At 49.2% G+C, this 17,609-nt stretch carries 30 protein-coding genes; 1 reads left to right on the top strand and 29 read right to left on the bottom strand.

The annotated features are described in order from the left end of the window. Position 1: 1 nt before the first annotated feature. From map to B5E77_RS00860, 28 genes are all read right to left on the bottom strand, one after another. On the bottom strand, positions 2-757 hold the full coding sequence (map, locus tag B5E77_RS00990) for a type I methionyl aminopeptidase (RefSeq protein WP_087163520.1): 756 nt from the start codon (positions 755-757) through the stop codon (positions 2-4). A gap of 3 nt (positions 758-760) precedes the next feature. Continuing rightward, a complete protein-coding gene (locus tag B5E77_RS00985; protein ID WP_087163519.1) occupies positions 761-1,405 on the bottom strand; it encodes an adenylate kinase in 645 nt (214 codons plus the stop codon). 137 nt (positions 1,406-1,542) lie between these two features. Further along, positions 1,543-2,859 (bottom strand): preprotein translocase subunit SecY, encoded by a 1,317-nt coding sequence (secY, locus tag B5E77_RS00980; RefSeq protein ID WP_087163518.1) that lies wholly within the window; start codon positions 2,857-2,859, stop codon positions 1,543-1,545. Then, positions 2,859-3,299 (bottom strand): 50S ribosomal protein L15, encoded by a 441-nt coding sequence (gene rplO, locus B5E77_RS00975; RefSeq protein ID WP_087163517.1) that lies wholly within the window; start codon positions 3,297-3,299, stop codon positions 2,859-2,861. Before rplO ends, secY begins: the two co-directional genes overlap by 1 nt. 28 nt (positions 3,300-3,327) lie before the next feature. Then, on the bottom strand, positions 3,328-3,510 hold the full coding sequence (rpmD, locus tag B5E77_RS00970) for a 50S ribosomal protein L30 (RefSeq protein WP_087163516.1): 183 nt from the start codon (positions 3,508-3,510) through the stop codon (positions 3,328-3,330). A 12-nt stretch (positions 3,511-3,522) separates the two neighbouring features. Further along, positions 3,523-4,032, bottom strand: a complete 510-nt coding sequence (gene rpsE, locus B5E77_RS00965; protein ID WP_087163515.1) for a 30S ribosomal protein S5 — start codon at positions 4,030-4,032, stop codon at positions 3,523-3,525. Positions 4,033-4,052: 20 nt separating this feature from the next. After that, positions 4,053-4,421 carry a 50S ribosomal protein L18 gene (gene rplR, locus B5E77_RS00960; RefSeq protein ID WP_087163514.1) on the bottom strand — a complete coding sequence of 123 codons (369 nt, stop codon included), beginning with the start codon at positions 4,419-4,421 and terminating at the stop codon, positions 4,053-4,055. Between the two features lie 17 nt (positions 4,422-4,438). Further along, the gene (gene rplF / locus B5E77_RS00955; RefSeq protein WP_087163513.1) at positions 4,439-4,978 is read right to left on the bottom strand and encodes a 50S ribosomal protein L6; all 540 of its coding nucleotides are present in this window, start codon (positions 4,976-4,978) and stop codon (positions 4,439-4,441) included. A 242-nt stretch (positions 4,979-5,220) separates the two neighbouring features. Then, on the bottom strand, positions 5,221-5,622 hold the full coding sequence (gene rpsH, locus B5E77_RS00950) for a 30S ribosomal protein S8 (RefSeq protein WP_087163645.1): 402 nt from the start codon (positions 5,620-5,622) through the stop codon (positions 5,221-5,223). 258 nt (positions 5,623-5,880) lie between these two features. Continuing rightward, the gene (locus tag B5E77_RS00945; RefSeq protein ID WP_087163512.1) at positions 5,881-6,066 is read right to left on the bottom strand and encodes a type Z 30S ribosomal protein S14; all 186 of its coding nucleotides are present in this window, start codon (positions 6,064-6,066) and stop codon (positions 5,881-5,883) included. Positions 6,067-6,194: 128 nt separating this feature from the next. Next, positions 6,195-6,734 (bottom strand): 50S ribosomal protein L5, encoded by a 540-nt coding sequence (gene rplE, locus B5E77_RS00940; RefSeq protein ID WP_087163511.1) that lies wholly within the window; start codon positions 6,732-6,734, stop codon positions 6,195-6,197. Between the two features lie 22 nt (positions 6,735-6,756). Further along, positions 6,757-7,068, bottom strand: coding sequence for a 50S ribosomal protein L24 (gene rplX, locus B5E77_RS00935; protein ID WP_087163510.1), 312 nt, complete (start codon positions 7,066-7,068; stop codon positions 6,757-6,759). An 11-nt stretch (positions 7,069-7,079) separates the two neighbouring features. Continuing rightward, positions 7,080-7,448: a 50S ribosomal protein L14 gene (gene rplN / locus B5E77_RS00930; protein ID WP_087163509.1), complete on the bottom strand. Its 369-nt coding sequence runs from the start codon at positions 7,446-7,448 to the stop codon at positions 7,080-7,082. A gap of 18 nt (positions 7,449-7,466) precedes the next feature. Next, positions 7,467-7,721, bottom strand: a complete 255-nt coding sequence (gene rpsQ / locus B5E77_RS00925) for a 30S ribosomal protein S17 (protein ID WP_087163508.1) — start codon at positions 7,719-7,721, stop codon at positions 7,467-7,469. A gap of 21 nt (positions 7,722-7,742) precedes the next feature. Further along, positions 7,743-7,946, bottom strand: coding sequence for a 50S ribosomal protein L29 (gene rpmC, locus B5E77_RS00920; protein WP_087163507.1), 204 nt, complete (start codon positions 7,944-7,946; stop codon positions 7,743-7,745). Further along, positions 7,936-8,373: a 50S ribosomal protein L16 gene (rplP, locus tag B5E77_RS00915; RefSeq protein WP_087163506.1), complete on the bottom strand. Its 438-nt coding sequence runs from the start codon at positions 8,371-8,373 to the stop codon at positions 7,936-7,938. The genes rpmC and rplP overlap by 11 nt, the downstream gene beginning before the upstream one ends. Continuing rightward, positions 8,373-9,029: a 30S ribosomal protein S3 gene (gene rpsC / locus B5E77_RS00910; protein ID WP_087163505.1), complete on the bottom strand. Its 657-nt coding sequence runs from the start codon at positions 9,027-9,029 to the stop codon at positions 8,373-8,375. Before rpsC ends, rplP begins: the two co-directional genes overlap by 1 nt. Positions 9,030-9,039: 10 nt before the next feature. Continuing rightward, the gene (gene rplV, locus B5E77_RS00905) at positions 9,040-9,426 is read right to left on the bottom strand and encodes a 50S ribosomal protein L22 (protein WP_087163504.1); all 387 of its coding nucleotides are present in this window, start codon (positions 9,424-9,426) and stop codon (positions 9,040-9,042) included. A 32-nt stretch (positions 9,427-9,458) separates the two neighbouring features. Then, positions 9,459-9,737: a 30S ribosomal protein S19 gene (gene rpsS / locus B5E77_RS00900; protein WP_087163503.1), complete on the bottom strand. Its 279-nt coding sequence runs from the start codon at positions 9,735-9,737 to the stop codon at positions 9,459-9,461. 12 nt (positions 9,738-9,749) lie between these two features. Beyond that, positions 9,750-10,592 (bottom strand): 50S ribosomal protein L2, encoded by an 843-nt coding sequence (gene rplB / locus B5E77_RS00895; RefSeq protein ID WP_087163502.1) that lies wholly within the window; start codon positions 10,590-10,592, stop codon positions 9,750-9,752. Between the two features lie 81 nt (positions 10,593-10,673). Beyond that, positions 10,674-10,973, bottom strand: coding sequence for a 50S ribosomal protein L23 (gene rplW, locus B5E77_RS00890; RefSeq protein WP_087163501.1), 300 nt, complete (start codon positions 10,971-10,973; stop codon positions 10,674-10,676). Then, a complete protein-coding gene (gene rplD / locus B5E77_RS00885) occupies positions 10,973-11,593 on the bottom strand; it encodes a 50S ribosomal protein L4 (RefSeq protein ID WP_087163500.1) in 621 nt (206 codons plus the stop codon). The genes rplW and rplD overlap by 1 nt, the downstream gene beginning before the upstream one ends. Before the next feature lie 26 nt (positions 11,594-11,619). After that, positions 11,620-12,255: a 50S ribosomal protein L3 gene (gene rplC / locus B5E77_RS00880; RefSeq protein WP_087163499.1), complete on the bottom strand. Its 636-nt coding sequence runs from the start codon at positions 12,253-12,255 to the stop codon at positions 11,620-11,622. A 60-nt stretch (positions 12,256-12,315) separates the two neighbouring features. Continuing rightward, the gene (gene rpsJ, locus B5E77_RS00875) at positions 12,316-12,633 is read right to left on the bottom strand and encodes a 30S ribosomal protein S10 (RefSeq protein WP_087163498.1); all 318 of its coding nucleotides are present in this window, start codon (positions 12,631-12,633) and stop codon (positions 12,316-12,318) included. 386 nt (positions 12,634-13,019) lie between these two features. Then, the gene (locus B5E77_RS00870) at positions 13,020-13,463 is read right to left on the bottom strand and encodes a hypothetical protein (RefSeq protein ID WP_162609613.1); all 444 of its coding nucleotides are present in this window, start codon (positions 13,461-13,463) and stop codon (positions 13,020-13,022) included. A gap of 143 nt (positions 13,464-13,606) precedes the next feature. Beyond that, the gene (locus B5E77_RS16950; protein WP_162609612.1) at positions 13,607-13,768 is read right to left on the bottom strand and encodes a hypothetical protein; all 162 of its coding nucleotides are present in this window, start codon (positions 13,766-13,768) and stop codon (positions 13,607-13,609) included. A 74-nt stretch (positions 13,769-13,842) separates the two neighbouring features. Then, on the bottom strand, positions 13,843-14,085 hold the full coding sequence (locus B5E77_RS00865; protein WP_087163496.1) for a DUF2442 domain-containing protein: 243 nt from the start codon (positions 14,083-14,085) through the stop codon (positions 13,843-13,845). Positions 14,086-14,098: 13 nt separating this feature from the next. Further along, on the bottom strand, positions 14,099-14,350 hold the full coding sequence (locus B5E77_RS00860) for a DUF4160 domain-containing protein (RefSeq protein WP_087163495.1): 252 nt from the start codon (positions 14,348-14,350) through the stop codon (positions 14,099-14,101). Positions 14,351-14,939: 589 nt separating this feature from the next. Between B5E77_RS00860 and B5E77_RS00855 the strand changes: the two genes are divergently transcribed. Further along, complete coding sequence (locus B5E77_RS00855; protein WP_087163494.1) at positions 14,940-15,764, top strand: Cof-type HAD-IIB family hydrolase; 825 nt, start codon at positions 14,940-14,942, stop codon at positions 15,762-15,764. A 342-nt stretch (positions 15,765-16,106) separates the two neighbouring features. On the opposite strand, the gene B5E77_RS00850 is transcribed toward B5E77_RS00855, so the two are convergent. Then, on the bottom strand, positions 16,107-17,579 hold the full coding sequence (locus B5E77_RS00850; RefSeq protein ID WP_087163644.1) for an alpha-amylase: 1,473 nt from the start codon (positions 17,577-17,579) through the stop codon (positions 16,107-16,109). Positions 17,580-17,609: the final 30 nt, after the last annotated feature.

Genomic DNA, 17,609 nt, shown 5'->3' with positions numbered 1-17,609 from the left:
ATCACAGTGTGAGGGTAAGAATCTCCGGCTCTCCGTCGGTGATCAGAACCGTATTCTCATAGTGAGCAGAAAGCGAGCCGTCGTCGGTTACCACTGTCCAGTCGTCATCCAGCCAGGATACCTCCCAGGTTCCTGCGTTGATCATGGGCTCGATGGCAAGCGTCATTCCAGGCATCAGCTTGATTCCTCTGCGGCGCTGCCGGAAATTCGGAATCTGCGGATCCTCATGAAGATGCTCCCCGATTCCATGGCCTACCAGGTCCTGAACGACACCGTATCCGAACTGATCCACATAGTCGTTGATTGCTGCGGATATCTCATGAAGATGATGTCCGGCCTTCGCGTATTTGATGCCTTCAAAGAAGCTCTGCTTGGTAACCTGTATCAGCTTTTCCGCTTCAGGACTGATCCTTCCCACCGCGTGTGTTCTGGCAGCGTCTGAATGATAGCCCTTATAAATCAGGCCTGCGTCAAGGCTTACAATATCGCCCTCCTGCAGGATGTGATCTGCTCTCGGGATTCCATGTACAACCTCATCGTTTACCGATACGCAGATAGACGCCGGATAGCCGTTATAATTCAGAAAATTGGGAATGCAGCCTCTCTCCCGGATCAGCTTTTCTCCATAACGGTCAATATCCAGCGTGGAAATTCCGGGCTTTACAAAGGCCGCCAGCTCATTGTGAACCTCTTCCAGCAGCTTCCCCGCTGTCCGCATCAAATCTATTTCTCTGGCAGATTTAATTGTTACCGACATAACCTACGCTCCTAATATCTTTACAATCGCGTCAAACACAGCGTCCACATTCTGAGTTCCGTCTACCTCCACAAGCTTGCCCTGCTTTGTGTAGTAGTCAATCAGAGGCTGCGTCTGGCTGTGATATACATCCAGTCTCTTCTTTACGGTCTCCGGCTTATCGTCGTCTCTCAGCACCAGCTTCTCGCCGCAGCGGTCGCAGACACCTTCTGTCTTTGTGGGCGCGTACACCACATGATACGTAGCGCCGCAGGCCAGGCAGGCTCTTCTTCCTGACATACGGGTAACGATATTCTCATCCGGTACCTCTACATTGATTGCATAGTCAATGGTCTCGCCGTTTTTCTCCAGGGCCGCTGTAAGAGCCTCCGCCTGGGGAATGGTACGCGGGAAACCGTCCAGTACATAGCCGTTCGCACAGTCCGGATTCTGGAAACGGTCCATGATGAGCTCCAGCGTCAGCTCATCCGGCACCAGAAGTCCCTGATCCATATAGGACTTTGCCTTTTTTCCCAGCTCTGTACCCTCTTTTATATTTGCTCTGAAAATATCGCCCGTGGAAATGTGCGGGATCTGATATTTGTCAGCGATTTTCTTCGCCTGTGTGCCTTTTCCTGCACCCGGTGCACCCAACATGATGATTTTCATACCAGTATTCCTCCTGTGTAAGAATTTCCTGTTTTCTGAATTCCATGCAGACTACTTTCCTGTTTCTCTGCATTGCGGGAAAGCCTCCGGATTCTGCGCGGAAATCCTTTCCCGCGCAGGCCGGAAGCTCCTGTAATCTAGTCGTTCAAAAAGCCTTTATAATACCGCACCGCCATCTGAGACTCGATCTGTTTGATGGTTTCCAGCACAACGCCCACCACGATGATGATGGAGGTTCCGCCGAAGGAAACACTGGCGCCAAACACGCCGTTAAAGAAGATCGGAATCACGCATACGATGATGAGGCCGATTGCTCCGACAAAAATAATGTAATTCAGAATTTTTGCAAGGTAGTCAGATGTGGGCCGTCCCGGACGGATACCAGGAATAAAGCCGCCCTGCTTCTTCATGTTATCTGCTATCTCCAACGGGTTGAAGGTGATAGAAGTATAGAAGTAAGCAAAGAATACTACCAGCAGAATGTAAAGCAGCAGGCCCAGGCTGTAAATCGGCTGATCCGGATCACACCAGCTGCTGGAGCTTAAAGCTGTGATAATCTTGCTGCCGATTCCGTCTCCGGTTCCCTTTCCAATAAATGCCGCTACAATCCCCGGAAGCGACATCAGGGAAGATGCGAAGATAACCGGAATCACACCGGCCGTATTAACCTTCATCGGAATATGGGTACTCTGTCCGCCCAAAACCTTCCTGCCCTGAAGCTTCTTGCTGTACTGAACGGGGATTCTTCTCTCTCCGTCCTGAAGAACAATGACAAATACTACCGTCACCAGGATGACAAGCAGAATGATGACAGCCGCAAGCACAGCCATCGCCACGCTCTTTCCTGCCATAAAGCTGTTGTACAGAGATACAAAGTCATCCGGCATACGGGATACAATATTAATCAACAGTACAATGGAAATACCGTTGCCCACGCCGTTCTGCGTAATCCGCTCACCGATCCACATCAGGAATGCGGAACCGGCTGTCAGCGCGATTACCACCACAATCATATTGGGTACTGTGGCATCTTCCAGAAGTCCCTGTCCGCCAAAGCCGATGGTCATTGCTGTTCCTTCTATCAGGGCCAGCGCCACCGTCACATAACGGGTGATATTCTGGATTTTCTTTCTTCCTTCCTCTCCGTCCTTCTGCATTTCCTCAAGCTGGGGAATCGCAATGGTAATGAGCTGAATGATAATGGAAGATGTAATGTAGGGATTAATACCTAACGCAAATATTGACATGCTGGCCAGGGAACCGCCGGTGAACGCGTCCAGAAGATTGAACGCGTCTCCGGTCTGTGCCGCAAGCCAGGACGCAAAAAATGTACGGTTTACTCCGGGAATCGGAAGCTGAGAGCCCAGCCGGATGACAATCAGCATCAGAAAGGTGTAGATCAGCTTTTTCCGGATATCCTTAATTTTAAATGCGTTCTGTAAGGTCTTAAACATTAGATCACCTCTGCTTTTCCACCAAGAGCCTCGATTTTGGCTTTAGCGCCCTCGGAGAAAGCATTGGCCTGCACTGTAAGCTTTTTGGTAAGTTCTCCGTTTCCGAGAATCTTTACTCCATCCTTCGGATTTTTAACAATACCCTGCTCAATCAGAGTCTCTACAGAAACTACCGCATCATTTTCGAACACTTCCAGAGCGCTCACGTTGATTCCAACGATCACCTTGGAATTTCTGTTTGTGAAGCCTCTCTTCGGAAGTCTTCTGTATAACGGCATCTGACCGCCTTCAAAGCCCGGTCTCGGCGCTCCGGAACGAGCCTTCTGGCCCTTATGTCCCTTACCGGCTGTCTTACCGTTTCCTGAACCGTGTCCACGACCTCTCCGGAAGCTTCCGCTCTGCTTGGATCCTTCCGCATACTGCAAATTTGATAAGTCCATTGTGACACCTCCTATTCCGTAATCTTAATTAAACCTCTTCTACCTTTACCAGATGCTTTACGTGCCAGATCATTCCTCTGACCGCGTCGTTATCCGGCAGTTCCACTGTCTTGTTTACCTTGCGAAGGCCAAGAGCCTCCACAGTCGCTCTCTGCTTCGGGATCGCACCGATGGGAGATTTCACTAACGTAATTCTTAACTTATCTGCCATGTCCGTATCCTCCTAGTTCATAATCTCTTCTACGGATTTTCCGCGGTTCTTCGCCACTTCCTCCGGAGTCTTCAGAGCTTTCAGGCCCTCGATGGTCGCAAGAACAACGTTCTGCTTATTGTTGGAACCAAGAGACTTGGTACGGATATTCTTGATACCAGCCAGCTCCAGCACGTTACGGGCGGGGCCTCCGGCGATAACACCGGTTCCTTCCGGTGCTCTCTTCAGCAGTACGGATGCGCTGCCGAATTTTCCAATAAAGTCATGTGTAATACTCTTGTTCTCGTCGATGGCTACGGTTACCAGCTTCTTCATGGCATCCTCTTTGCCCTTGCGGATTGCTTCCGGAATCTCAGCAGCCTTTCCAAGACCGGCGCCGACATGTCCGTTGCCGTCACCGACAACGACCAGAGCAGTGAAACGCATGGTACGACCACCCTTGACAGTTTTGCTTACGCGCTTAATTGCCACTACCTTGTCAGTCAGTTCCAGCTGACTCGGATCGATAATCTCATGTCTCATCTGTCTTTTTCCTTCCTTTCCTAGAATTCCAATCCAGCTTCACGGGCTGCTTCTGCCAGTGCCTGAATCTTACCCTGATATATGAAGCCGCCTCTGTCAAAGACAACGGTCTTAATTCCCTTATCAAGGGCCTTCTGTGCGATTACTTTTCCAAGGTATGCTGCTGCATCGACGTTGTTCGTCTTCTCCAGCTCTGCCTTTACATCCTTCTCAAGAGTGGATGCTGCTACCAGAGTGTGGCCGACGGTATCGTCAATAATTTGAGCATACATATGATTATTGCTTCTGAACACAGCCAGACGCGGTCTTTCAGCTGTACCGCTGAGATGATTACGTAATCTTCTATGCTTATTCGCGCGAACTACGCTTCTTGACTTTTTACTAACCATTTTTATACTCTCCTTACTTATTTTTTACCAGTCTTGCCGACTTTACGTCTGATGACTTCATCCGCATACTTGATTCCCTTGCCCTTGTACGGTTCCGGTCTTCTCTTATCTCTGATTTCAGCAGCGTACTGTCCAACCTTCTCTTTGTCGATACCCTTTACGGTAATCTTGTTGCCGTCCACTACAGACTCCAGGCCCTCCGGATCGATCATCTCTACCGGATGAGAATAGCCTAAGTTCAGTGTCAGCTTCTTGCCGGACTTCTGAGCTCTGTAACCTACTCCGTTTACCTCAAGAACCTTCTCGTAACCCTCGCTCACGCCTACTACCATGTTGTGAATCAGGGTTCTTGTCAGACCATGTAAGGATTTCATCTTCTTCAGGTCATTCGGTCTTGTAACAACCACCTGACCGTCTTCCAGCTTAATTTCCATCTCTGCGGGCAGCACTCTCTCAAGTGTACCCTTCGGTCCCTTTACAGTAACCTTGTTGCCCTCCGCGATGTCTACTGTTACACCTGCGGGAATGGCTACCGGATGTCTTCCAATACGTGACATTCCAATTTACCTCCTAAACTTAAATTCTCGGAGGAAGCGTGTGCGCCTCCTCTGTTTTCAGTTGCTTCCCTATAGGTATCATTAAGCAAACAAATTTGCTTACTCTACCTGCTGACTTAAGGAAACACCACGGTCACTAACCTCAAGCTTCGCTTTCAGCTCGCTTTCGCTAAGTGTCCGGGTGGGCTTTCGCACTAACCTCAAGCTTCGCCTTCGGCTCGCTTTCGCTAAGTGCGGGGTGCCTACCAAACAAAAGCCAGAACTTCTCCGCCTACGCCCTGAGCGCGCGCTTCCTTGTCGGTGATAACGCCCTTGTTGGTGGAGATGATAGCTACTCCAAGGCCGCCAAGTACCTTCGGCAGCTCTTCCTTGCTGGCGTATACACGCAGACCCGGCTTGGAGATTCTCTTCAGACCGGAGATGATCTTCTCATTCTTATCCTTTCCGTACTTCAGAGTGATACGGATGGTCTTGAAGTTTCCGTCTTCTACGAGATCATATTTTGCAATGTATCCCTCGTCTACCAGGATATTCGCGATAGCGATCTTCATCTTGGAAGCGGGTACATCAACGGTATCATGTTTAGCGGTGTTCGCATTACGGATTCTTGTAAGCATATCCGCGATGGGATCGTTCGTTGTCAATGCCATGACTTCTTCTTCCTCCTAAATTTCTAAATGAAAAACTTGCGGAAACACCACGGTCACTAACCTCAAGCTTCGTCCTTCGGACTCCCCCCAGGGGGCCTTTTCTTGTCCTTCGGCCAATTCATCTTGCGCTTTCGTTAAGTGTCCGGGTGGGCTTTCACACTAACCTCAAGCTTCGTCCTTCGGACTCCCCCCAGGGGGCCTTTTCTTGTCCTTCGGCCAATTCATCTTGCGCTTTCGCTAAGTGTGGGGTGCCTACCAGCTTGCTTTCTTAACGCCAGGAATCTGGCCCTTGTATGCCAGCTCACGGAAGCAGATTCTGCAGATTCCGTATTTTCTCAGATATGCATGCGGACGGCCGCAGATTCTGCAGCGGTTGTACTCTCTAACTGCAAACTTCTGTTTCCGCTGCTGCTTAATCTTCATTGCTGTCTTAGCCATGAAATTTTTCCTCCTATTTTTAGTTCCGCAGCCACCGTCCAGCACCTGGATGATAAGAATTTCTGTAAAACCGTCCAGAAATTCTTATGTGCTGTCCGCTGTCTGCTGATACAACCTTTTAGTTCCGCCTATTTTGTAAACGGCATGTTGAATAATGTCAGTAACTCTCTGGCTTCCTCGTCGGTCTTGGCCGTCGTCACGAAGATAACGTCCATACCTCTCACCTTGTCTACCTTATCGTATTCAATCTCGGGGAAAATCAGCTGCTCTTTAATACCCAGCGCATAGTTTCCGCGTCCGTCAAATGCGTTCGGGTTTACACCGCGGAAGTCACGCACGCGGGGAAGAGCCAGGTTGATCAGACGGTCAGCAAACTCATACATCTTCTCGCCGCGCAGGGTTACCTTGCAGCCGATTGCCATACCCTCTCTGATCTTGAAGTTCGCAATAGAGTTCTTTGCTCTTGTCAGAACTGCTTTCTGGCCTGTGATAGTCTCCATATCCTTCATGGCAGACTCCAGAACCTTCGCATTGTCCTTTGCCTCGCCAACGCCCATGTTTACCACGATCTTGTCGAGCTTCGGAACTTCCATAATGTTCTTGTATCCAAATTTCTTAATCATTGCGTCCACGATTTCATTCGTGTACTTCTCTTTTAATCTACTCAACTTCTGCGACCTCCTTCCTCAATTAATCAATCACTTCGCCGGTCGCCTTGGCAACGCGGACCTTCTTGCCGTTCTCTACCTTGAAGCCGATTCTCGTAACCTTTCCGTCCTTTACGTACATTACGTTAGACATATGAATCGGAGCCTCCTGATGAACGATGCCGCCGTTCTGATTGGCCATGGAAGGTTTGGTGTGCTTCGTAATCATGTTCACACCCTCTACGATCACAGTGCTGTCCTTATGATTGACGGCAATTACCTTGCCCTCTTTATCCTTGTCTTTTCCAGCGATAACCTTTACTGTATCGCCTTTCTTAATCTTAACTGTTGACATGTGGCACCCTCCTATAATACTTCCGGAGCAAGTGAAACAATTTTCATAAACTGCTTTTCACGAAGCTCTCTCGCTACTGGTCCAAAAATACGGGTTCCTCTCGGGTTCTTGTCATCTTTGATAATAACCGCAGCGTTCTCGTCGAATTTGATGTAAGAGCCGTCTTTACGGCGGGCGCCCTTAACCGTACGAACAACCACTGCCTTTACAACGTCGCCCTTCTTTACAACACCGCCGGGTGTTGCATCTTTGACGCTGGCAACGATAATGTCACCGATATTTGCATATCTTCTTGTGGAACCGCCCAACACGCGAATGCAAAGGAGCTCCTTTGCGCCGGTATTGTCAGCCACTTTAAGTCTGGTTTCCTGTTGTACCATGCCGGTAGCCTCCTTACTTTATTTCGCTTTCTCCATGATCTCGACGAGTCTCCATCTCTTGTCCTTGGACAGCGGTCTCGTCTCCATAACCTTTACCGTATCGCCGATGCGGCACTCGTTGTTCTCGTCGTGAGCCTTCAGCTTGTAGGTATCCTTTACAATCTTCTTGTACAGCGGATGCTTTACATGCTCCTCAACAGCAACCACGATTGTCTTATCCATTTTATCGCTTACGACCTTGCCGACACGCGTTTTTCTCAAATTTCTTTCCACGACAATTCTCCTTCCGCTCTGTTACGCATTCGCTTTCTGCGCGATAACAGTCTGAATTCTGGCGATGTTCCTGCGAACCTCTTTGATTCTGCTTGTGTTATCGAGCTGATTGGTTGCGTTCTGGAATCTTAAGTTGAACAGTTCCTTTTTCGCAGCTACTAATTCCTCATTTAATTCCGCAGCAGATTTTGCCTTTAACTCTTCTACATACTTATTACTCTTCACTGTTATCACCGCCTTCTAAGTCTGCTTTAGAAACGATCTTACACTTGCAGGGCAGCTTGTGCATTGCAAGACGAAGCGCTTCTCTGGCTGTTTCCTCCGGTACGCCTGCAACTTCAAACATTACACGGCCCGGCTTAACGACTGCTACCCAGTATTCCAGCGTTCCCTTTCCGGAACCCATACGGGTCTCGGCAGGTTTTGCGGTAACCGGCTTATCCGGGAAAATCTTGATCCATACCTTACCGCCACGCTTCATGTAACGGGTCATGGCAACACGGGCTGCCTCGATCTGATTTGATTTAATCCAACACGGTTCTGTAGCGACGATACCGAACTCGCCCATGGTGATCTTGTTGCCTCTAAGGGCCTTTCCAGCCATGGAACCGCGGAACTGTTTACGACGCTTTACTCTCTTCGGCATTAACATTATTTATCGCTCCCTTCCTTGTTTCCTTTCGTCGGAAGTACCTCGCCCTTGTAGATCCAAACCTTTACGCCAATCTTGCCGTAGGTGGTATCTGCCTCAGCGAATCCGTAGTCAATATCTGCTCTCAGTGTCTGCAGCGGAATGGTTCCCTCGCTGTAGAACTCGGTACGAGCCATATCGGCTCCGCCAACACGGCCTGCAACAGCCGTCTTGATTCCCTTTGCGCCAGCCTTCATGGTTCTGGACATGGTGGACTTCATGGCGCGGCGGAAGGACACACGGTTTTCCAGCTGAAGCGCGATGTTCTCTGCTACGAGCTGTGCGTCGCGGTCCGGTCTCTTAATCTCTTTGATGTCTACGATAAGCTTCTTGTCGGTGTACTGAGCAAGCTCAGCCTTTACCTTCTCAATCTCAGAACCGCCCTTACCGATAACAACGCCCGGCTTTGCGGTATATACGATAACTTTTACTCTGTCGGAAGCGCGCTCGATCTCGATTTTGGATACGCCCGCGCTGTACAGTCTCTTCTTCAGGAATTTGCGGATGTTGTAGTCCTCTACAAGATAATCAGCGAAGGAATCTTCAGCATACCATCTGGAATCCCAATCTTTAATAACGCCGACTCTGAGGCCGTGCGGATTAACTTTCTGTCCCATGCTCTACCTCCTATTTCTCATCAAGCACGATTGTGATGTGGCTCATTCTCTTCTCGATTCTGTAAGCCCGGCCCTGTGCTCTCGGTCTGATTCTCTTCATTGTCGGTCCCTTGTTTGCGTAGCACTCTGCTACATAAAGATTGCTGCGATTCATTCCGTTGTTGACCTCAGCGTTCGCAATCGCTGACTTTAATAACTTCTCAATCAAAGTGGAAGCGTAGCGCGGATTGTACATTACAATACCGAGCGCCGTATCCACGTCTTTGCCGCGAATGGCATCTAATACGAAGCATGCCTTCTGAACAGATACGCGAGCATAGGAAAGCTTTGCTGACGGTCTCGTATCCTTCTGGGCATTTCTCTCTCTCTTAATCTGACTTCTATGTCCCTTAGCCATTGGATGAGTCTCCTTTCACTAATATTTATCGGTTAACGTCTGGATTTCTTCTCGTCTTTTCCGTGTCCACGATAGGTTCTGGTCGGAACAAACTCACCGAGCTTGTGTCCTACCATATCCTCTGTGATATATACCGGAACGTGTCTTCTTCCGTCGTGAACTGCGATTGTATGACCAACCATCTGCGGGAAGATTGTGGAGCGGCGGGACCAGGTCTTGATGACGGTCTTCTCGCCTGCTTCATTCATTGCGTCTACCTTTTTCAGTAAGCTCTCATCTGCAAATGGTCCTTTTTTTAATGAGCGAGCCATGTGTTTTCCTCCTTACTTAAATGTTCTGCCGTCTCTTCTTCTGACGATCAGCTTATTGGACTGCTTGTTCTTCTTTCTCGTCTTCAAACCAAGAGCGGGCTTGCCCCACGGTGTGCACGGACCCGGACGGCCGATACCGGTCTTTCCTTCTCCACCACCGTGCGGATGGTCGTTCGGGTTCATTACAGAACCGCGGACGGTCGGACGGATACCCATGTGACGCTTGCGTCCTGCTTTACCGATGTTAATCAGGTTATGCTCAGCATTTCCTACCACACCTACAGTCGCTCTGCAATTTAAGGGAACCATTCTCATCTCTCCGGAGGGCAGACGAAGCGTTGCGTACTTGCCTTCCTTAGCCATGAGCTGTGCGCTGTTTCCTGCGGAACGAACCATCTGTCCGCCCTTGCCCGGATGCAGCTCGATATTGTGAAGCTGAGTACCTACAGGAATCTCAGAAAGCGGCAGGCAGTTTCCGATTCTTACCTCGGCCTCCGGTCCGTTCATGACCTTCATGCCGTCTTTCAGTCCCTGAGGAGCCAGGATATATGCCTTCTCACCGTCTGCGTAGCAGATCAGCGCGATATTTGCGGTACGGTTCGGGTCGTACTCGATTCCGATTACCGTAGCCGGAATTCCATCTTTTCTTCTCTTGAAGTCGATGACTCTGTATTTTCTTCTGGAACCGCCTCCGCGGTGTCTTACTGTGATTTTACCCTGATTGTTGCGGCCTGCGTTCTTCTTTAAGGATACCAGCAGGGCCTTCTCCGGCTCGCTCTTTGTGATTTCAGAGAAATCAGAACCGGTCATATGTCTTCTGGAAGGTGTATAGGGATTATAAGTTTTAATTCCCATTACAGTTCTCTCCTTTCGTTTAGCTGATTATTTGTTCTCAGGCGGTTGCACCGCCTATAAGGTTCGGGGCTGTGCGGTTTTTTACAGTCCCTCGAAGATCTCGATGTCGGCGCTCTCAGCTGTCAGCTGAACAATGGCCTTCTTGGTCTTGGCTGTCTTTCCGACTACCATACCACGTCTCTTCTTCTTTCCATCCAGGTTCATGGTGTTGACGCTCTTTACCTTTGTTCCGGCAAACATCTTCTCCACAGCCTCTTTAATCTGAGTCTTGGTCGCGTCTGTGTGAACCAGGAATGTATACTTCTTCTCGCCCATGGCGTCCATGCTCTTCTCGGTAATCACCGGCTTGCGGATGATATCGTAATACTTCAGATCTGCCATTATGCGTACACCTCCTCGATCGTCGCTACAGCGTCCTTGGTCAGGATCAGTGTGTTGTACTTCAGGATGTCGTATACGTTGATCGTATTCGTCAGAGCCGTCTTCACTGTAGGAATATTTCTTGCGGACATTACCACATTTGCATCGTTCTCGTTCAGAACTACCAGAGCCTTCTCAGCCTTCAGGTTGTTCATCACATTTACGAAATTCTTTGTCTTAATCTCATCGAACTTCAGCTCGTCAACTACGATAAGCTTGTTCTCCTGAAGTCTGGAGGTCAGAGCGGACTTGAGTGCCAGTCTCTTCTCCTTCTTGTTCAGGCGGATTGTGTAATCTCTCGGTACGGGTGCGAATACAACACCGCCGCCCGTCCACTGGGGAGCTCTTGTTGAACCCTGTCTTGCATGACCGGTTCCCTTCTGTCTCCAGGGCTTTCTTCCGCCGCCGGATACTTCAGAACGGGTCTTTGCTTTCTGCGTTCCCTGACGCTTATTTGCAAGCTGCGCAACAACGGCCATGTGTACCAGGTGCTCGTTTACGTCAACACCGAATACAGCATCGCTTAACTCGATTGTGCCAACTTCATTTCCTTCCATATTTTTAACAGATACTGTTGCCATCTGTAAGTCCTCCTTTCCGCTAAAGATTATTTGCTAACCTTTACTGTTTCCTTTACTGTAACCAGAGCCTTCTTCGGTCCCGGTACTGCGCCCTTTACCAGGAGCAGATTCTTATCTGCGTCTACGCGTACAACCTCAAGGTTCTGGATGGTGATTTTCTTGTGTCCCATCTGTCCGGGCATCTTCTTGCCCTTGAATACCTTGCTCGGATCGGAGCAGGCGCCATTGGAACCAGCGTGGCGGTGGAACTTGGAACCGTGTGCCATGGGTCCTCTGTGCTGTCCATGTCTCTTGATGGCACCCTGGAAGCCCTTACCTTTGGAAATAGCAGTTACATCAATCTTGTCGCCTGCGGCGAAGATGTCTGCCTTAATCTCCTGTGCCAGAGCGTAGCTTTCCGCATCCTCAAGCTTCAGCTCTCTCACGTATCTCTTATAAGAAACGCCGGCCTTGTCAAAGTGGCCCTTGAGCGGCTTATTCACCAGCTTCTCTCTCTTGTCTACGAATCCAACCTGTACTGCGCTGTAGCCGTCATTCTCTACAGTCTTAACCTGCGTTACTACACAGGGGCCGGCCTGAAGTACAGTAACCGGTGTCAGTACGCCGTCTTCGTTGAAAATCTGTGTCATTCCAACCTTGGTAGCTAAAATAGCTTTCTTCATTTTTTCTCCTCCTTGTTTCTCTACAGCGGAACGCATACACGTTCATCCTAGCTGAAGGAATTATTTTGTTTTCATTTTGATATCGATGTAAACGCCAGCCGGCATCTCCAGTCTGGACAGTGCATCAACCGTCTTCTGAGTCGGTGTAATGATATCGATAAGGCGCTTATGAGTTCTCTGCTCGAACTGCTCTCTGGAATCCTTATATTTGTGCACGGCACGAAGGATTGTCACTACCTCTTTCTTGGTAGGCAGCGGAACGGGGCCGCTCACCTGCGATCCGTTCTTCTTTACAGTTTCGATGATCTTCTTTGCGGACGCATCCACCAGCTGATGATCATAAGCCTTCAGTGTGATTCTCATTACTTGACTTGCCATAAAAAAAGTCGCCTCCTTTTCGTACTCTTAACCAGTACGACAAGCGGTGACTGTACACTCTCCCGTGTGTATCCTGTATAAAAAAGGAAAACATCACGTTGTTTCCACTCTATCATGGACAGTTATTTGGTACAGTGACTTGTCGCCAGTTTCATAACTTGACATTCGCTCCACGGAAAACCTGCCATTTCCAGGCAGCAACCTCACGCTTCACAGCTATCAATGTCACAACAGTAGCAATTATACAGGAATGTTCCGGGAATTGCAAGGATTTTTTCAAAAAAATTCCGGAAAAACTTTTCACAAAATGCACAAAGTTTTGTCCGGAATTTTGGTGGTTTTGACGGTATAAAATCATGTGGTTCTGCGGTGTAGTCAGAGCGTTTTCAAAGCACAAGATATTGTGGAATTCTATGGGAAACAGTTCCGTACGCGTCGTACTGCAGGACTTCATAATCATAGGTTCCATTTATATAGGTAAGCAGTCCTTCGTTTCCATTCGGACAGACCCTGATGTCATGAAATCCCTCATGGACACTCTCCAGAAGAGATACCTCTCCGGCTGGCGTCATAGATTCATCCTGCATGCATAACCCAAAGGCCGCTCCGAATACGGGTATATACGTCTCTCCTTTATTAAGCAGGATTTCAAACCAATCTCCACGAGAACCCGTATGGAAGGAAGACCTGAGAATTACGATTTTATCTGGCAGGCCGTCGTCATTCAAATCACAGTCACAATATCTTATACGAACGGACTTATTTTCCATTATCGTCTGAATCTGCTCCATATCAGAAGCATAGTACTCTGTGATTGACGTATCTTCCATTCCGTCTTTCATATACTCCAAAAGGTTTGCACCGTACAAATTATATTTGCTGTTATTATATGGAGATAGATTTGCATAAACTAATGAATCTGCTCCCAGCAGGCCGCACAGGCACGCGGCCAGAAATACTGTCTGTTGTCTGTTTAACCGCATCTCCTCCCCTTCCTTACTCTGCCGGCATCTGCTCCATAGTCCTCCAGCAGCTCAAGGATATCCTCTTTCCCCTGTTTCAGAGCTGCTGTCTCTGCTGCTTCCTTTCTTTCATAATATAGCTTTTCTTCCCAAAGCATATACTCTTCTCTCATCTCCGGACTTCCTCCCTTGCTCCCCTTTGTATTAGAGCAAAAGAAACACAACAATTGTCCATCCTCTCCGAACCTCAAGCAAGCCGTACACTGGAATCATACAGCTCATCCGGGCAAATATCCTGTCCATGAGGCCACACTACGGTAAAGCCATCCACATTCACAGAATTGAAATAATCAGGATTGTTCAATTCTCCATACCATTCTCCACGAATATATGGTTTCACATCAAATTGTTTTTTTTCGCCATTATCAAAGATAATTTCCAAACAATAATTGTTTAATGGGGTTACCCGTATTGCTGTCGGTCTTAACATCCCGTCACCTCTTTCATTTCAATGGTTCTATTTTAAAATACCCTTCTCCTTCACTCAAAAGTCTCCAATTGGCTTCCAGTTCATCTTCATGTAATGCGGTCCATGCCAGCAGCAATTTCAACTGCTTTCCCGGAAAACCGCCCTCAAGAATATTTCCAGTTAAAGAAAGCACAATTTCATACTCCCCATATAATGCATGAATATGCGGAAGCTTATGCTTTCCGGCTCTCTCGCTCTGCATTCTGATAATAATTCCATAAAACATTGATAGCGTCGGTGTACAAGGGGCAATACGCCTCAGCCCTGTAAATTCGCCTGTTTTCTGCGTTATCCTCAGTTAGCGTACGTCCAGTACGCTTTCCATCGTCTGCCTTGAAAACAGGCGAATTCCCGAGGGCTGAGGTCGCAGAGTCAAAAATGAGCTGATTTGTGTCCCTGCAAGGCACTTGAACGACGCGTACAGGGCGTACGCGGAGTGAAAGTAACGCAGCAGGGGCGCAAATTCAGCCATTTTTGACCGTATTGTCCCTTGGTACACCGACGCTAATGTTGGCACTTATGCTTTATCATCTCTTATTATACAGGATTTTACCGTTAATTAACAGACAGCAATACGAATTATCCTTCTTTGGTATCGGTGAAAATATTGGCGAACTGCCAGAAGCTCCGGCTGCCGGGACAGGAAATCCCTGAAACAGCCAAAAGACCTTTCACTTATTTTGAAGATAACAGACGATACCTCTTGTGTCAACCATTTTTTACATTTCGTTACTGCCGCCCTCCGAAAAATATCCGTTTCCAATTTCCCGGCGATACTGGTATAATAAAATAAAAATCTCACACGGAGGTTCAGAATGAATATCAGACTTATCGCGTTCGATCTGGACGGAACGCTTTTGAACAGTGCTAAAACTATTTCTCCCAGAACAAGAGCCGTACTGGAACGGGCCGCGGCGAAGGGAGCCCTGCTTGTACCGGCCACAGGCCGGGTACATGAAAATATCCCGGAAGAGGTGCTGTCTCTCCCGGCTACCCGCTATATCATCGCAATCAACGGCGCCGAGGTCTATGACAGTGAAAAGAAGGAAATCCTGTACCGGGCGGAGCTGGGGAAAGAAGAATCGCTCCAGGTATTTCGCTATATGGACGGGATACCGGCTATCTACGGCTGGTATCAGGACGGCCTCGGATGGATGCCCAGAAGCTTTTATGAGCATCTTGAGGACTACTCTTATGCCCCCTGGCTTCTGGAAAATATGAAGAAGGTATATACACCTGTAGATTCTCTCGAGGAGGCGCTTGGAAAGCTGGAGGGCGGCCCCCAGAAGCTCCAGCTGTATTTTCACGATCTGGAGGCCCGGAAAAAATATCTGGATGAAATTCCCCGCCGTTATCCTCAGTACGCCATCTCTTCTTCGCTTGAAAATAACATCGAAATCAATGCGGCTCTCGCCACCAAAGGAGAAGCCCTTGCGTTTTTGTGCCGCCATCTCGGGCTGAAACAGGAAGAAAGCATTGCGTTCGGAGACGGCACGAACGATATCTCAATGATCCGCCAGGCCGGAACCGGCGTTGCCATGGGCAACGCCGCTCCTGAGGTGATGTCCGCTGCCGATCAGGTTACCAGCGCGAACGATGAGGATGGCCTTGCCATGGTCCTCGAAGCCTGCGGCTTCTAACGCACCTGCGACTCTGGCACATTCTTCATTCTTAATAATGTCTCAGAACCCTTCCGGGGCGGACAAGCATCTTGTCCGCCCCTGGCTCTGCCGTATTCCTGTGTTTTCTGCCGCTATCCTGCTCTGTCTTTTCTCCCTGTTCCCGAAAAGAAGCTGTTACAGACCGGTTTCCGAATCAAGGCTAGCGTCGGTGTACAAGGGGCAATACGCCTCAGCCCTGTAAATTCGCCTGTTTTCTGCGTTATCCTCAGTTAGCGTACGTCCAGTACGCGGAGTGAAAGTAACGCAGCAGGGGCGCAAATTCAGCCATTTTTGACCGTATTGTCCCTTGGTACACCGACGCTACATTTCTTCTATATAAATGTCCGCTGCAGCGTTCTCAAACAGCCACACCGACACAGAACCGCCGCCGACCCGGAATTCTGCCCAGCCGTCGCTTCCGACTGTCACAGTCTCCGGAATCTCTCCCATTATATCCATCATATGCTTTCCGGCATGCTGCTGCCCCATATACATGCGCTTACTGCCCGCCACGCTGTCTGTAAGCAGTACTGCCGCTCCGGAATCCGGATGCTCCGCATCCCCTTCCCGGGTAAAGCCTACTACAGATGGGTCATCGAAAAACAGGCCTTCTTTTCCATAAGCAAACCGTTCCCGAACCTTCAAAAGCCTTTTCAGCCCCGGAACCGGAGCGGTTCTGTCATGGGGAATTCCATAATAATCTCCGTAGAATACACAGGGGATCCCCGTATCCCGCAGCAGAATCAGCGCATAAGCCAGCGGCTTAAACCAGGCCGGAATAAAGGAATAGAGAGCCTGGCCCGGCTGGGTGTCATGATTATCCACAAAGGGCACCGCGTGGGCCGGGTCAAGCCCGGTCAGCGTATTTTCATACAGCCTGCTCATATCATAATTTCCATCCGAAGTGGCTGCCTCCAGAAAATGAAAATGCAGCGGCACGTCAAACAGGCTGAGGCTGTGTTCCAGCGTATCCAGATAATATTTCAGCCTGTTTACATCCTTGGACCAGTATTCGCCCACAGCGAACAGCTCTCTGCCCGCATGGGCACGCATCGCCTTCAGCCATTCCCGGTAGAAATCAAAGCCGATATGCTTGACTGCGTCGAGGCGGAAGCCGTCCATCTGCACCGTATCCAGATACCACTTTCCCCAGTCGGCAGTCTCCCTGATTACCTCCGGCTGATCTGTGTCCAGATCTGTTCCCATCAGATAATCATAGTTGCCGTTCTCATGATCAATCTTTCTCTCCCAGTTCTTCCCTGCAAACCGGAAGATTCCTTTTCTCTTTCCGCCCTCATCCCAGTCTGTTCCGCTGAAATGGCGGGCGCGCCACTGAAAATCCGAATATTTTCCGCCCCGGCCCGGAAAGTCAAAGCGGGTCCAGGCTGTAATCTGCCGATCCTGCCCAATCTCCTGATCACGGTCTGTGCTGAGCATTTCTTCTGCCATCACAGTCTCTGCTCCGTCCGCTCCCATCCTGTGGTTCAGGACAATGTCTGTCAGCACCTTGATTCCCTGCTGCTGTAAACTGCGCACAGCCTCCAGATATTCTTCCCTGGTCCCGTATTTTGTCCTCACAGAGCCCTTCTGGTCAAATTCGCCCAGATCGTACATATCATATACATCATATCCCACACTTTTCGCTCCGGCCGCTCCCTTATACGCCGGAGGCAGCCAGACCATATCAACGCCGGCCTTCCGAAGCTCTTCTGCCTGGGCAGCGCAGCGGCGCCAGTGAAGGCCGTTCTCCGGAAGATACCATTCAAAATACTGCATCATTGTGTGATTTTTCATTTCTGTGTTCCGCCTTTCCAAGAGGGCTTT

The sequence above is a fragment of the Lachnoclostridium sp. An131 genome (assembly GCF_002160825.1).
Taxonomy (GTDB): domain Bacteria; phylum Bacillota; class Clostridia; order Lachnospirales; family Lachnospiraceae; genus Laedolimicola.
This window is presented reverse-complemented; position numbering and strand designations above follow the sequence as displayed.

Bases quoted from the DNA above. Each gene is read 5' to 3' on its own strand.
- map (WP_087163520.1), bottom strand. From the start codon at position 757: ATGTCGGTAACAATTAAATCTGCCAGAGAAATAGATTTGATGCGGACA.
- B5E77_RS00985 (WP_087163519.1), bottom strand. From the start codon at position 1,405: ATGAAAATCATCATGTTGGGTGCACCGGGTGCAGGAAAAGGCACACAG.
- secY (WP_087163518.1), bottom strand. From the start codon at position 2,859: ATGTTTAAGACCTTACAGAACGCATTTAAAATTAAGGATATCCGGAAA.
- rplO (WP_087163517.1), bottom strand. From the start codon at position 3,299: ATGGACTTATCAAATTTGCAGTATGCGGAAGGATCCAAGCAGAGCGGA.
- rpmD (WP_087163516.1), bottom strand. From the start codon at position 3,510: ATGGCAGATAAGTTAAGAATTACGTTAGTGAAATCTCCCATCGGTGCG.
- rpsE (WP_087163515.1), bottom strand. From the start codon at position 4,032: ATGAGACATGAGATTATCGATCCGAGTCAGCTGGAACTGACTGACAAG.
- rplR (WP_087163514.1), bottom strand. From the start codon at position 4,421: ATGGTTAGTAAAAAGTCAAGAAGCGTAGTTCGCGCGAATAAGCATAGA.
- rplF (WP_087163513.1), bottom strand. From the start codon at position 4,978: ATGTCACGTATTGGAAGACATCCGGTAGCCATTCCCGCAGGTGTAACA.
- B5E77_RS00945 (WP_087163512.1), bottom strand. From the start codon at position 6,066: ATGGCTAAGACAGCAATGAAGATTAAGCAGCAGCGGAAACAGAAGTTT.
- rplX (WP_087163510.1), bottom strand. From the start codon at position 7,068: ATGTCAACAGTTAAGATTAAGAAAGGCGATACAGTAAAGGTTATCGCT.
- rplN (WP_087163509.1), bottom strand. From the start codon at position 7,448: ATGGTACAACAGGAAACCAGACTTAAAGTGGCTGACAATACCGGCGCA.
- rplP (WP_087163506.1), bottom strand. From the start codon at position 8,373: ATGTTAATGCCGAAGAGAGTAAAGCGTCGTAAACAGTTCCGCGGTTCC.
- rpsC (WP_087163505.1), bottom strand. From the start codon at position 9,029: ATGGGACAGAAAGTTAATCCGCACGGCCTCAGAGTCGGCGTTATTAAA.
- rplV (WP_087163504.1), bottom strand. From the start codon at position 9,426: ATGGCTAAGGGACATAGAAGTCAGATTAAGAGAGAGAGAAATGCCCAG.
- rpsS (WP_087163503.1), bottom strand. From the start codon at position 9,737: ATGGCTCGCTCATTAAAAAAAGGACCATTTGCAGATGAGAGCTTACTG.
- rplB (WP_087163502.1), bottom strand. From the start codon at position 10,592: ATGGGAATTAAAACTTATAATCCCTATACACCTTCCAGAAGACATATG.
- rplW (WP_087163501.1), bottom strand. From the start codon at position 10,973: ATGGCAGATCTGAAGTATTACGATATCATCCGCAAGCCGGTGATTACC.
- rplD (WP_087163500.1), bottom strand. From the start codon at position 11,593: ATGGCAACAGTATCTGTTAAAAATATGGAAGGAAATGAAGTTGGCACA.
- rplC (WP_087163499.1), bottom strand. From the start codon at position 12,255: ATGAAGAAAGCTATTTTAGCTACCAAGGTTGGAATGACACAGATTTTC.
- rpsJ (WP_087163498.1), bottom strand. From the start codon at position 12,633: ATGGCAAGTCAAGTAATGAGAATCACACTGAAGGCTTATGATCATCAG.
- B5E77_RS00870 (WP_162609613.1), bottom strand. From the start codon at position 13,463: ATGGAAGATACGTCAATCACAGAGTACTATGCTTCTGATATGGAGCAG.
- B5E77_RS16950 (WP_162609612.1), bottom strand. From the start codon at position 13,768: ATGAGAGAAGAGTATATGCTTTGGGAAGAAAAGCTATATTATGAAAGA.
- B5E77_RS00865 (WP_087163496.1), bottom strand. From the start codon at position 14,085: ATGTTAAGACCGACAGCAATACGGGTAACCCCATTAAACAATTATTGT.
- B5E77_RS00860 (WP_087163495.1), bottom strand. From the start codon at position 14,350: ATGTTTTATGGAATTATTATCAGAATGCAGAGCGAGAGAGCCGGAAAG.
- B5E77_RS00855 (WP_087163494.1), top strand. From the start codon at position 14,940: ATGAATATCAGACTTATCGCGTTCGATCTGGACGGAACGCTTTTGAAC.
- B5E77_RS00850 (WP_087163644.1), bottom strand. From the start codon at position 17,579: ATGAAAAATCACACAATGATGCAGTATTTTGAATGGTATCTTCCGGAG.